This window comes from Hydrogenoanaerobacterium saccharovorans, from assembly GCF_003814745.1.
GTDB lineage: Bacteria > Bacillota > Clostridia > Oscillospirales > Ruminococcaceae > Hydrogenoanaerobacterium > Hydrogenoanaerobacterium saccharovorans.
The window spans coordinates 1,008,724-1,022,158 of the sequence record NZ_RKRD01000001.1 but is presented as its reverse complement, the minus strand read 5'-3'; the positions used below and the strand labels follow the sequence as shown (position 1 = coordinate 1,022,158).

Here is a 13,435-nt window from a genome sequence, read left to right as displayed (position 1 = left end):
CTGTGCGTTTGCACAATATTGTTTAGATTATATCATATTTCTGTTTCTTATTACAGAGAAAGCCCTGTTATTTTGTTAATTTTTTTCGTTTCATGCAATTTCAACGGGTCATCAATTGCGTTTTGCTGTAGTGTATACTATAATGTATAAGGCTATAAACATTACTATTTTTAAGGATTGTAAAGAATGAAGAAGTTTTTTGGATATATTGGCGATTACTGCAAAACAACCGATTACTGGCTGATTTTACTGAGCCTTTGCTGTTCGGGATTAGGTGTTGTTTTACTGATGGGTATTGCCGGCGACGGTTATATTGGCAGAGGTAAAATTATTACACAAGCTGCTGCTACTTGTGCAGGATTGCTGGCGGCAATCATCCTCTCAAAAATCGATTACCGCTTTATTGCAAAAATGTGGAAGCTGCACGTTCCGCTTGCGCTGTTTTTGGTTATTCTAACATTTACCCCTTTGGGCAAGCAGGTAAAAGAATCGGTTGATGACAGGGCTTGGCTCGAAATTTTCGGTATCGGTTTACAGCCGTCTGAGTTTTTCAAAATCAGCTTTATCATGTCGTTCGCTTATCATCTTTCGCTTGTAAAGGATGATTTGAATTCCACCAAAAACATTCTTTTGCTTTGTGCGCATGGTGCAGTACCGGTACTGCTTATCCACTTTCAGGGCGATGACGGCTCTGCACTTATATTTGCCTTTATTTTTATATTAATGCTTTTCGCCGCGGGTATTGCTTGGAAATACATCATTATGGCGTTTGGCGCCGTTGTAATAGCAATACCGGTAATATGGTTTGGCGGCATTATGAACAACGACCAGAAAATGCGTTTTCTTGCTATCTTTCATCAAGACGATCCTCAGTTTAAAGATATATTCTATCAGCAGTACCATGGTAATATCTCAATTGGGTCTGGCGGAGTTTGGGGCAAAGGCATATTTCATGTAGAGCACCGCTTTGTACCCGAGATGCAAAACGACTTTATTTTTTCGTTTGCCGGTGAGGCAATCGGTTTTATAGGATGTATCAGTATTATTGCACTGCTTGCTGCGGTTTGCTTAAAGATATTGCACAATTCACGCCGTTGCCCTGATGCGCTCGGACAGAACATCTGCGTAGGAGTATTTGCAATGTTGGCATCGCAGTCTATCATCAATGTGGGGATGAACCTGAGTGTAATTCCGGTTATTGGCGTAACGCTGCCGTATTTCAGTGCAGGCGGGTCATCTGTTCTTTCAACCTACATGGGTGTAGGGCTCGCATTAAGTGTTTATATGTTTAATACAAAAGGCTTGTTCGCAGATAATATAGGATAAGCAAGCACCACCAAAGTTGCAAAACGGCTTTGGTGGTGCTTTTGTATTACTCTCCTTTTTAATTTACATAAGGCAATTTTATTATCACCCAACACTTCCATCTTTTGTCCTCTGTAGATGAGGCGGACAAAACTGATCAAAGCGTAGTTTTCCACATGAATATGGATTGCATTGAAACTTTTGCTATGTTATTCTTACAGTATCAGTAAAGGAGAGAGTTGCATGAAACTTTTTCAAACTATCCGTGCACGGTTGTTTCTTTATTACGCGAGCATTATTGTATTGCTCGTTACATTGTTCACATCATATTTTTACTTATATACATCCGTTATGCTGGAAAAACGCGCATCGGAGTCACTGCAGCAAATTGCCATCAACACCAATCAGTATCTTGATGCGGAGTTTAAAAATATGAACTCGGTTGCAAACAGAATTATTTCTTCTGAACCCATAAAGGCAATTTACTATGACAAAACTGCAGTTGAATCAAAATTTTTTGAAAATCAATTGAAAATGTTTCAACTATTATTTACGGTGACAGGTTCTTCTATTAATTACCAAATCAATCTTGTAGGTACCGACGGTAGCTTTACCGAGTTTGGACGCAAGTTTGACATCGGCCGGAGAAGCCCTGAATTGATTTCTGGCCTGCCGTGGATTCAGGAGTGCCTGATGCTGGATGGACGATTCAGTATTTCTCCCCCACGCATCAATGAATGGAATAGCCAAGGCAAACAAGTGATTTCGCTATCCAGGGCTTTTTCGGAGGTGCTTGGCGCAAAATATGATAGCATTGTAGAAGTACAAGAGAATTACAGCGTATTTTCGGAGATGATTGAAAATGCCGTGTCTTTACCTGGCCGCAACTCTAAAACCGGTATAAAAGCTTATGTGTATGATGGAAAAGGAAATCAGGTTTATCCTTTTCCTGGGGAATACCCGCCCTCCATCGATTATTTTCGCTCTATAGATGTTACAGAAAAAAATTATGGTACATGCCCCATTTCCAACGACAAAACACAGGAGATTATTGCTTTTTCCCGCTCTGAATACAGCGGTTGGACCGTAGTGGTGAGTGAATCGGAGAAACAGCTGCTTGCCCCTGTGCGCAGTTTTCGCAACGGAATTTTTCTGCTCGGTTTATTGGTTCTGGTTATTACGCTTGCCATCACCTATGCCATTGCCCAACAGCTCACAGAACCTATCCGCAGCATCCAGCATTCTATCAACAAACTGAATTTGGAAGATCTGAACCCTGCCGAGCCTGCTTCCGACAAAAGTTCCACTTACGAACTGAACAAGCTAAACCAAGCTTATGTACAAATGGTAAACCGCCTGCAAGCCTCGCTGGAAGAAACCGTAACCGCCAAATCGCAAGAAATACAGGCGCGGATGCTTGCCCTTCAAGCACAGGTAAACCCGCATTTTCTTTACAATACCATTACGATCATCAGCATAAAGGCAGAAAAAAACAACGAGACCGAAATTGTTGAAATGTGTGAAAATTTAACGACTATGCTACGTTATATCGCCAAAGAAACATCATCGGCTGTAACGATTGATGTAGAACTCGATTATCTGCAAAAATATCTTTCTTTAATGGAAAGCCGTTATCCAAATCAATTTCGTGTGCAAATCAATCTACCCGATGAATTGAAAAAGGTATGCGTACCTAAGCTGATTATACAACCTATTATAGAAAATTGTTTTAAATATGCTTTTAATATTCGTGCCCCGTGGCTGATTGATATTAAAGGTACAATCAGTGAAAATTACTGGACAATTTCGGTTGCAGATAATGGTATTGGCTTTGATGACGAGGTTCTGCAAACCATCAAATGTAAAATTAATGCCGATACCTTTGAATTTGCCTCGGATGAAAAAGATAAAATCGGGCTGCTGAATATTTATTACAGACTGAAACTGCAATACAAAGACCAAGCCTTATTTACGATTGCCAACAAACCTGAGGGTGGCTCTGTTGTAACCATCGGAGGGTTCATAAAGGAGGAAGGACATTATGAGTGGTAATCCGAACTATCGGGTAGTGGTGGCAGAAGATGAACTGCCTATTTTAGAAAATATAGTCGACAAAATCCATTCGCTGGATTTTTGCTTTACTGTTGTTGGTACAGCAACAAACGGCGAAGATGCACTGGAGATCATTAAACAGCAGCCGCCGCATATTTTGTTTACCGACATCCGTATGCCTATTATGGATGGACTGGAACTGATTAAAAATGCGCTGCTCATTCAACCTAATTTAAAAATTGTTATTATAAGCGGCTACGATGAATTTGAATATGCACAAAAGGCTATCCGATATGGCGTAACCGATTATCTTTTAAAGCCCGTAAAGCTTGCACGCTTGAGCGAAACTGCCCAAAAATTGTACGACTCTTTACGCCAATCTTCAGCTATCAGTGAGCGTGAAATTATCGCAAGCGGGCTTTCGGGGCGCATCAGCCCACATGACCTTCCGTCGGAACTTTCAGGAACTGCTTTTTCCATGCATCTGATTTGCCTCGGCAACCGATACGACCGCTGCCATGACGCCCTGAATATTGAAGCAATTAATGCCTTATGGAATAAAATGAACCCTCAGGGTGTTTTAAATAAAATGTTTGGTGACAGCTTTAAATGGTGGCTGGCAGACGAAAAATATCCAAACTGCAAAATGCTGATTGCAGCCTTTAACGCAGAAAATTTGGGAGAAGTGCTGTATTCCACCCTACGTGCACCTCTTGAACAGCTTTTCCCCATTACTGTTTGCAGCACCTGTTTCCAAATTAATTTTTCTGAAATCTGGAAAGTTGCACAGGAGTTAAGACTTTTACTTCAAAACAATCTGCGTCCGTGCGTTTCCTCCTATATCCCGCTGAAAAGTAACCATGCTACGCAATGTTATACCGAATACGAAGAAAACTCTGAGATTTCCGCCATCGAACTTGCATGTAAAAACGGGCAATTTGAAAGTGCAAAACGCACGTTGGCTTGTTTGCTGCAAAAATGGCAGCAACTGCATATTACTCAATGCAGCTTAGAAAAACAACTGTTTAGTTTGTTAAAAAAGCTAACTGAAATTGGCAGCATACCCAGTTCAGATTTTGCTTTGATAGAAGCAGAAGCTAGCCAAATAATAGCAGAAAACACAGAGGAAACCACTTTATACAGCGAACTTGAGGAGTTGGTATTGCGCCATATAAACATATGTTTTCAGCCAAACGATACTTCTGAAGAAATATATTTTAAAATCAAAAAGTACCTTGATGAAAATTACCATAATCCCATCACCGTAGACTCAATTGCAGAAAATTTTCACTTCAGCTCCTCTTATATATCACGCATTTTTAAAAAGCACAGCGGGCTGCCCCCTTTTCGGTATTTATTAACGCTTCGGATAAACGAAGCCAAACGTTTAATTAAAGAAAACGACGGTATAAATTTTTGCTTAATTTCAGAAATGGTAGGTTATCCCGATCCGCACTATTTCAGCCGTATCTTTAAAAATATGACAGGTTTAAGCCCTTCCGATTATAAAAATAAACATTTTAAAGATAAGCTAGAGTAGTTTAAAATATGCTTTTAATAAATAAAAAAGATGTTTATTAAAACTTGCAGAGATTTTAAAGGTGCAACCATCTGTTTTAACTACTCCTGATATACCCGACAACACCGCTATGACACAACTTATTATGGCTTTGGACGAATACCCAAACATAGATTTGGATATTGAAGAAGACGGAACCGTCAAGATAAAAATCAAAGGTATGGAGGCGCATTTTAAGCTTTGAGAGAAAAAAGGCTTGAAATGATGAGCAACGAACTGCCCGAAGAACTTTACACCGAGTGGCTGCTTAACTGGCAAAAGGGTGAGAATATTTAGGTAGAAAATAAAAAAGCTCTTGAGCAAGAAGAACTTACCCAAGAGGAATAAATAATTAGTAATTATATGATTTTATATAACTCACCTTTATCGGTTTTAAAATTAACCTGCTCTTATTTTACTAAATCCAAAGCCTGTTTAGCAAATTTATCACACTTTCTAATTAAAATATTGGGTAAGAGTTCACCTCCAGTGTCAGCAGAAGCATAAATTAAATTAAAATTTTTAGGCAAATAGAAATCTCCCCAAATCGGTAAATGCCTTGCATTAAATTTTTCAATCTTATCCAAATCACTATCAACTATAACTGCAACAGAATGATTACACTTTTTAGAATTGATTTGAAAATTAGCGGAATCTATGACCTTAGCCCACGCAAAATTTTCAGGTTTATCAACATTGATGCTACTCCACTGTTTACAATATTGCCAAAAATATAGTTCTTTATCATTTATAGATTGTATTGGATTGCTTTGTATTATAGAAGTTATTGAAAATATTTTATCATTAATTGTCTTTGTATTAGTATCTATCGCTAAAATTCTATCATATTCAAGTAGCTTTAAATTAATATCTTCATTCTTTGATACTGGCAGTTTATTTATAACTTTATCGTTTGTATTTCTAGAATAACATGTGCTTACATAGCAGTTAACTCTTTCAATATCTTTGCCTTCCTTGTCTTGAATGTGCACACCTTCTGGTGTAATAGTACATATTCCTTCTTTTATTATTTCAATATCATTTTCATTATCTACATCTGCGTCATAAATATATTGTGATAAATCAAATCCTATACTTTGAAATCGTTTATTTTGATATTTGATTTTACATTTTCCATCAGATATTTTGACAACAAAATCAGGCATTCTTTCACTCATAGCTTTATTTCCTCCATACTGATATTCTTTACAATTTCAGTATAGCTTGAATTACTATAATTTACAATATTTATAAATCTAATGTATATATTATTAACTATGCATTTTCCTTAACTACTCCGCAAAATAAATTCTGTTATCAAAGTGTTATCAACGCACAAATAATAAGACCACAAACCCGCATAAATACTGGGTTTGTGGTCTTTTGTTTATTATTCCCACTCGATAGTAGCCGGTGGTTTGGAGGTAATATCGTAGCAGATGCGGTTAATATGACGCACTTCGTTAACAATACGAACACTCGCCGCTTCCAAAACATCATAAGGGATGCGTGCCCAATCTGCCGTCATAAAATCTGTAGTGGTGACAGCACGCAAAGCAAGGGTATAATCGTAGGTACGCGTATCGCCCATTACACCAACCGAGCGCATATTGGTGAGCACAGCAAAATACTGGTTAATATCTTTTGCAATACCGGCTTTTGCAAGTTCATCACGGAAAATGAAATCGGCATCACGCAGCACGTCCAACTTTTCTTTGGTAATCTCGCCGATAACTCGAATTGCAAGGCCAGGGCCTGGGAATGGCTGACGCCAAACCAAAGTTTCGGAAAGACCAAGCTCTTGGCCAAGTTTACGAACTTCATCTTTAAACAGCAGGCGAAGCGGCTCGATAATCTCTTTAAAATCGACAAAATCGGGCAGACCGCCTACGTTGTGGTGGCTTTTAATCACCGCAGCATCACCCACACCGGATTCAATCACATCGGGGTAAATGGTGCCCTGTGCAAGAAAATCTACTTTGCCAACCTTTTTCGCTTCGTCTTCAAACACACGGATAAACTCTTCGCCAATGATTTTTCGTTTTTGCTCAGGCTCGGTGACACCCGCAAGTCTGCTTAAAAAGCGCTCTTGTGCATTCACGCGCACAAAGTTGATATCCCATTTTGAGAAAGCCGCTTGCACTTCGTCGCCCTCGTTCTTTCTCATACAACCATGGTCAACAAAAATACAGGTAAGTTGATTGCCGATTGCTTTTGCAAGCAGCGCAGCACATACAGAACTATCTACACCGCCTGAAAGTGCCAGCAGCACTTTACCATTTCCAACCTTTTCGCGGATTTGATTGACTGCAGTAACAGCATAATCTCCCATTGTCCAGTCGCCTTTTACTTGGCAAACTTTATTGAGAAAATTATTGAGCATTGCAATACCGTTTTCGGTGTGAAGTACTTCCGGATGGAACTGTACGCCGTACAACTTTTTATCTACATTTTGCATAGCTGCCACCGGAGTAAGTTCGGTATGAGCGGTAACCTCAAACCCTTCAGGCAATTGGCTGACGTAATCGGTGTGGCTCATCCAAGAAACTCCCTTTTCGGGCAACCCTTCAAACAGCTTGCAGTTTGTGTTGTAGTAAGTTTCGGTTTTACCGTATTCGCGGTTATCGGGTGTTGCAACCGTGCCACCCAAAACATGTGCCATAGTTTGGATACCATAGCAGATACCGAGCACAGGAATACCAAGTTCAAAAATTGCTTTATCGCATTTGGGGGAATCTTCAATGTAGACACTGTTTGGTCCCCCTGTAAAAATGATACCTACGGGAGCAATTTCTTTAATTTTTTCAATACTAATATTATAGGGAAAAACCTCACAGTAAACGTTGCATTCACGCACGCGCCTTGCAATCAGCTGGTTGTACTGACCGCCAAAATCTAGTACCAAAATTGTTTGATGCACAGTAGTAACCTCGTCTTTCTATATCGATCTTGCGTAATATCTTTACACTTTATTGTGCCATTATTTTTGCAAAATTGCAATATATACAAATCATTTCATTAAAGTTTTTTGATTATGCTAAATTTTTATAAGACCTGTACACTATACTTGTAGATAAAAACAATAGAATGGTGACAAATTTATGAACAGCACTGTATATTTTTTGTGAATCAGGCAAATAATAAGTTCAATCGGACGCGACCATCCAGCGTTCCGACCAATATACTATTTGTACACACCTTTCAACATTGAGTTTAAGGAGTTGAATTTGAATGCTTGATAAAATTGCTTTGGTGCTGGTTATCATTGGTGCACTGAACTGGGGTTCAATTGGTATTTTCCAATTTGACGTAGTTGCTTGGCTGTTTGGCGGCCAGGGCGCAATGTTTAGCCGTGTTATTTATACACTGGTAGCACTTGCAGGCGTCTGGGCGATTTCTCTGTTATTTCATGACAGTGCCAGAAGAGAAATCCACGAATAATCCTCTCCCCTTTTTCAAAAGCCCCGACTGTAAATTTCAGCCGGGGCTTTTAACATTTAAGAAACAATACGAATACTGTCAATACCGCTTTTCATTACAAAATAGCGAAGGGGCGGAAAATACATAAACGGGCTTTTTAATACTTTACTAAACAGTTTGACGCGCAAACCAAATGTGATTTTGCGGTAAGCCTTATTGGGGTTTGAGGTGCCTGAATTTAGTACTCTGCTTAAATCGTACGCAGTGATAATGGCACTGCTGATGCCCTCGAGCGAACTGGGGCTGATAAATCCGCCTGCCTCGCCGATGAGAAAAGCATTGTCGAAGCCACAGCAAAAATCGCTGAACTTTGAGGGGCGCAACACCAAACAAGCCTCGGTTTTTTGCACCTTACCAAACCGGATACCAATTTGCTGCAAATGCTCTTTTTGGCGTTCAAACCGAATACGGCAGTTTTCAGCCGGGTAAGCACCACCAAAAATAAAACTGCCGTCTTTCGAGATACTCCAAGAATAGCAATCGGTATTTTCAGGGTCAAACACACAAGAATAAAACGGCTTGGGGTTGCTCTCGCTAAACCACTGCTGTATCGAAACATAACTGCGAATTTTTTTGTTAGGGTAAAGCAGCTTGCGCACCAATGAGTGAGCACCATCTGCACCTACAACATAAGTTGCTGTAATACAATGTTCTGTATCCCCCTGTTTAAAACAGACTTCGTAACCGTCCTTTTTTCTCTCTACGCTTGTTACTTGTCCGTCATCAAATACATCTACTTGATGGGGAATGAGTGATTTCAGCCATAAATCAAATTTGTGGCGATCCAGGTTAATGTAAAAACGCTGATAGTGACGTGTAATACCTGTGTGAAAGTCAAGCGTACGCACGGCGAAAATCTGCGGGTCAACCAATACATCTTTGGGCAGGGTAAGGTCAAAACGAGAAAGTGCCTTCTGGGCATCGGTTGCGAGCAGTCCTCCGCATGGTTTGTGAAAACCTTTCGCTCCATTTTGTTTTTTATCGATGGCCGCCACTTTAAAACGCTTATCAAGCAAACGTGCAAGTGTGGCACCGGCAGGCCCTAAACCGATAATGGCAATATCATACATACTACAACTTTCTGTCCCCATAAGACAATTTATATTTTTAGATACAATCGTTTTTAATATCATATCTACAAAAGCATCTTAATATTCTATAAATTTTTAAAAAGCTGTTTCTTATTCAAAAACAGCTTTTTAATAACAACAGATTTTGCAAAACGGTCAGTCTTGCTTACATCTATTTTATTTACCAACAAGTTCTACAGTATCTCTTGCAATCATAATTTCCTCATTGGTTGGGAGAACCCATGCCTCAACTTTGGAGGTAGCCGCAGAAAACTTTGCATCATGGCGTGAAGCATCTTGATTCAGTTCTTTGCTGATTTCAAGTCCAAGATATTCCATATCACTGCAAATCCATTCGCGGATATCATTATCATTTTCGCCGATACCGCCGGTGAAGATGACTGCATCAACGCCGCCCATAGCAGCAGCATAGCCGCCCACAAATTTTTTGATTTGGTAAACAAACATATCCAAAGCAAGTTTTGCACGTTTGTTGCCGTCTTTCGCGGCTGCATGCAGGTCGCGGCAATCGCTGGAAACACCCGAAATACCGAGGAAACCAGATTTTTTATTCATCAGGTTCGACATTTCATCGGGTGTTTTACCCTCTTTATTGGCAATATAGGTAACAACCGAAGGGTCGATTCCGCCGCAGCGGGTGCCCATAATAAAACCATCCAACGGGGTAAAGCCCATCGAGGTATCAAGCACTTTGCCATCTTTAATCGCGGCAATCGAGCTGCCGTTGCCAAGGTGGCATGTAATAATTTTAGTGCCTTCAGGGTTCTTGCCTGTAACACTGAAATATCTTTTACTTACATAACGGTGGCTTGTACCATGAAAGCCGTAACGACGAATGGAGTATTTCTCATAATACTCATACGGAACACCGAACATATAAGCTTTTGCGGGCATTGTCTGATGGAATGAGGTATCGAAAATTGCTACCATCGGTGTTTCTTTACCAAAAACCTCTTGACAAGCCTTCATTGCAGTTGCTTGCGGTGGATTGTGGAGAGGACCAAGCTCGGAGAACGAGAAAATATCCTCAATAACCTTATCGGTAATAACGGTAGAGGTTTTGTAAACCTCGCTGCCGTGCAGTACGCGATGGCCAACAGCCGAAATCTCTTTTACATCATCGATTACTTTGCCATCGCCATGGGTAAGAATATCAACAACCGCCAAGAATGCCTCCTTGTGGGTTGGGAAATCTACATTTTTTTCAACTTGTCTGCCGTCTGCTGTTTTATGCCCTATCAGACCGTCAATTCCTATTCTTTCACAGTTACCTTTTGCCAGCACACTCTCATCTTCCATGTTGATCAGCTGATATTTCAGCGATGAGCTGCCTGCATTGATTACCAAAACCTTCATTTTAGCTGTTCCTCCTAATATCACACAATTTCAAAAAAGATACATATAAAAATACCTTGTTTTTTGTTTGCGCAGCAGATTCTCAAACTGCGAAAAATCGCATAAACTTGACATCTTGCCACACTTTTATATATTATTACAATACAACATAAAATGCAAGGTAAAGTTGCATAAAAGGGGCTGATTTGCTTGAAAATTGCAGGAATTGTTGCGGAATACAACCCATTTCATAACGGACATGCATTTCAAATTGCAAAAACGCGTGAAGCAGGCGCTACACATATTGTTGCCGTAATGGGTGGCAACTATTTGCAGCGCGGTTCTGCGGCACAGTTTGAAAAGCACATTCGTGCAGAAGCTGCTCTGCATTGCGGGGCAGATCTTATCATTGAACTCCCGCTGCCGTATGCATTGTCAACCGCAGAACGGTTCGCAGTAGGTGCGTTAACCTTACTGCAGGCTTTGGGCTGCATCGATATGGTGTGTTTTGGTGCAGAAAGCGCCTTGGAACAACTGCAGCCTCTTGCAAATGCCTTGCTTACCGACGAACTTGCACCACGGATAAAGTATCACCTAAGTTTAGGGCTCACTTTTGCTAAGGCACGTCAGCTTGCCCTTGAAGAGCATTTTAGCAAAGAACAGGCGGCAGTGATTGCAAGCCCAAACAACATTTTAGGCATCGAATATCTAAAAGCGGCAAAACGGTTTGGCTTTACACCCGAGTTCTGCACAGTACAGCGCAAAGGCACAGCACACGACAGCGAAAAAATAAACGGTGCATTCGCATCCGCATCTATGCTGCGTAATTTAATGGATGCGCAAGGTCTTATCGGGCTGCGCCCGTATGTACCCGCACAGGCATACGAAATTTACAGGCGTGCACAAACTGAAGGTTTGGTACCTGCCGATTTTAAAAAGGCTGAATGTTCCCTACTTGCTGTTCTGCGCCGCATGAACCCTGAGGAATTTGCCGCTTTGCCCGATATTTCAGAGGGGTTGGAAAACCGCCTTTACACGGCAATTCGCCGAGCCGATACTGTTGAAAATTTGCAGATGGCGGTAAAAAGCAAGCGTTATCCACTCGCCCGCATTCGCCGCTTGATTTTGTCGGCATATCTCGGCATAACCGAAGCAGATGCTTTGATTTCTCCCCCATACCTGCGTGTATTGGGTTTTAACAAAAACGGGCTTGATATTTTAAATCGAGCTAAAAAATCGGCGGTTCTTCCGCTTTCTTCTTCACTTGCTCAACTGGAACGTGTGAATTCCGACTGCAAACGAATTGCAAAGTTGGAAGCAAGTTCAACCGACCTCTATGCGCTGACACTGCCCAATATTCTTGCTTGCGGGTATGAATACACTTGTAAACCTGTGATGTTGAAATAAAGCATTGAAACTATTTGCTTTTATGAAATTTCGAATTGCAAATCTTGCAAAAATTTAAAAAAAGGATTGACAACCGAACAGGAAGAAGATATAATCACTTTTATCAGGCAAACGCAGTTCACTCCTTATATAAAAAGGAAATTTGCACGTCTGTGAAGTTACCGGGAGGGTGTTGGATTGACAAAAAGTTGACACTCTCTTTGCTTTACAGTGGCAAAGTTTGTGAAGTGAAATGCAAGATGCATTGCAAAATCGAAAGGATTGGCGAACATGAAAATGACAAAAAGGATTATCGCAGCTGTACTTTGTACTGTTATGCTCATCACGTCTATGGCGGCCTGCTCTAAAAAAGCGGCAAATTCTTCGGCCTCCGGTAATTCAGAAAATGCATCAGGCGCAAAACCCGTACTGAAAGTTGGTATGGAGTGCGCATATGCCCCTTACAATTGGACACAAAGCGACAATAAAAACGGCGCCGTACCCATTGCCGGCAGCGGCGAATTTGCCTTTGGCTATGATGTTATTATGGCAAAAAAAATCGCCGAAAAAATAGGCTACGACCTGGAAATTGTAAAAACCGAATGGGATGGATTGCCCCCTGCGGTTGTGTCAGGCAAAATTGATGTTGCCATTGCAGGCATGAGCGTTACAGAAGAACGTTTAAAAACCGTAGACTTCACCGATGTTTACTATAATGCCGATATTTTGGCATTGACCACAAAAGCATCACCTTTTGCATCTGCCGCCAGCCTTGAAGATTTAAAGGGTGCGGTTTGCACCTCGCAGCTCAACACGGTTTGGTACGATTTACTCAAACAGGTACCTGATGCTAAAATTCAACCTGCGCTTGAAAATGTACCTGCTATGATTGTAGCACTGACTTCGGGCAAAATTCAGCTTGTCTGCACCGATAGACCAACGGCTATGGCTGCTGTTTACTCCAACCCCGATTTGGTAATGCTGGATTTTGCAGAGGGCAAAGGCTTTAACGCAAACCCCGAGGACATCAAAATCGGCATTGCAATTTCTAAAAAGAATACCGATTTGAAAGCAAAAATCAACGAGGCACTTAAAACCATCAGCGAAGATGACCGTGCTAAGATGATGGAAGAAGCAATCAAAGCTCAACCTCTGGCAAAATAGCAGTTTTTAAAATCTACACAGTTTGGCATTAGATAGGGGTTCAAAATATTGAACCCCTATTTTC

The 13,435-nt window shown here is 40.8% G+C and carries 11 protein-coding genes; 7 read left to right on the top strand and 4 right to left on the bottom strand.

The annotated features are described in order from the left end of the window. Positions 1 to 186: 186 nt before the first annotated feature. The 4 genes from EDD70_RS04685 to EDD70_RS14890 all read left to right on the top strand — a co-directional run bounded on the left by EDD70_RS04685 (position 187) and on the right by EDD70_RS14890 (position 5,120). Positions 187 to 1,326 carry an FtsW/RodA/SpoVE family cell cycle protein gene (locus EDD70_RS04685; RefSeq protein ID WP_092752514.1) on the top strand — a complete coding sequence of 380 codons (1,140 nt, stop codon included), beginning with the start codon at positions 187 to 189 and terminating at the stop codon, positions 1,324 to 1,326. A 222-nt stretch (positions 1,327 to 1,548) separates the two neighbouring features. Then, positions 1,549 to 3,357, top strand: coding sequence for a cache domain-containing sensor histidine kinase (locus EDD70_RS04680; RefSeq protein ID WP_092752516.1), 1,809 nt, complete (start codon positions 1,549 to 1,551; stop codon positions 3,355 to 3,357). After that, on the top strand, positions 3,347 to 4,897 hold the full coding sequence (locus tag EDD70_RS04675; protein WP_092752518.1) for a response regulator: 1,551 nt from the start codon (positions 3,347 to 3,349) through the stop codon (positions 4,895 to 4,897). Before EDD70_RS04680 ends, EDD70_RS04675 begins: the two co-directional genes overlap by 11 nt. A 61-nt stretch (positions 4,898 to 4,958) precedes the next feature. Further along, on the top strand, positions 4,959 to 5,120 hold the full coding sequence (locus EDD70_RS14890) for a hypothetical protein (protein WP_162840814.1): 162 nt from the start codon (positions 4,959 to 4,961) through the stop codon (positions 5,118 to 5,120). Between the two features lie 205 nt (positions 5,121 to 5,325). Here EDD70_RS14890 and EDD70_RS04670 read toward each other — a convergent pair whose 3' ends face one another. After that, positions 5,326 to 6,093 carry a hypothetical protein gene (locus EDD70_RS04670; protein ID WP_092752520.1) on the bottom strand — a complete coding sequence of 256 codons (768 nt, stop codon included), beginning with the start codon at positions 6,091 to 6,093 and terminating at the stop codon, positions 5,326 to 5,328. A gap of 212 nt (positions 6,094 to 6,305) precedes the next feature. Continuing rightward, entirely contained in the window at positions 6,306 to 7,835 is a 1,530-nt protein-coding gene (guaA, locus tag EDD70_RS04665) for a glutamine-hydrolyzing GMP synthase (protein WP_092752523.1), read from the bottom strand. 311 nt (positions 7,836 to 8,146) lie between these two features. On the opposite strand from guaA, the gene EDD70_RS04660 reads away from it, so the two are divergent. After that, entirely contained in the window at positions 8,147 to 8,356 is a 210-nt protein-coding gene (locus tag EDD70_RS04660) for a DUF378 domain-containing protein (protein ID WP_092752525.1), read from the top strand. A gap of 56 nt (positions 8,357 to 8,412) precedes the next feature. Here EDD70_RS04660 and EDD70_RS04655 read toward each other — a convergent pair whose 3' ends face one another. Both EDD70_RS04655 and EDD70_RS04650 read right to left on the bottom strand, forming a co-directional pair. Next, entirely contained in the window at positions 8,413 to 9,465 is a 1,053-nt protein-coding gene (locus EDD70_RS04655; protein WP_092752527.1) for an FAD-binding protein, read from the bottom strand. A 177-nt stretch (positions 9,466 to 9,642) separates the two neighbouring features. Continuing rightward, positions 9,643 to 10,842, bottom strand: coding sequence for an acetate/propionate family kinase (locus EDD70_RS04650; RefSeq protein WP_092752529.1), 1,200 nt, complete (start codon positions 10,840 to 10,842; stop codon positions 9,643 to 9,645). 189 nt (positions 10,843 to 11,031) lie between these two features. Here EDD70_RS04650 and EDD70_RS04645 point away from each other — a divergent pair, with 189 nt between their 5' ends. Both EDD70_RS04645 and EDD70_RS04640 read left to right on the top strand, forming a co-directional pair. Beyond that, positions 11,032 to 12,228: a tRNA(Met) cytidine acetate ligase gene (locus EDD70_RS04645; RefSeq protein WP_162840815.1), complete on the top strand. Its 1,197-nt coding sequence runs from the start codon at positions 11,032 to 11,034 to the stop codon at positions 12,226 to 12,228. Between the two features lie 270 nt (positions 12,229 to 12,498). Beyond that, a complete protein-coding gene (locus EDD70_RS04640) occupies positions 12,499 to 13,371 on the top strand; it encodes a transporter substrate-binding domain-containing protein (RefSeq protein ID WP_092752533.1) in 873 nt (290 codons plus the stop codon). Positions 13,372 to 13,435 lie beyond the last annotated feature (64 nt).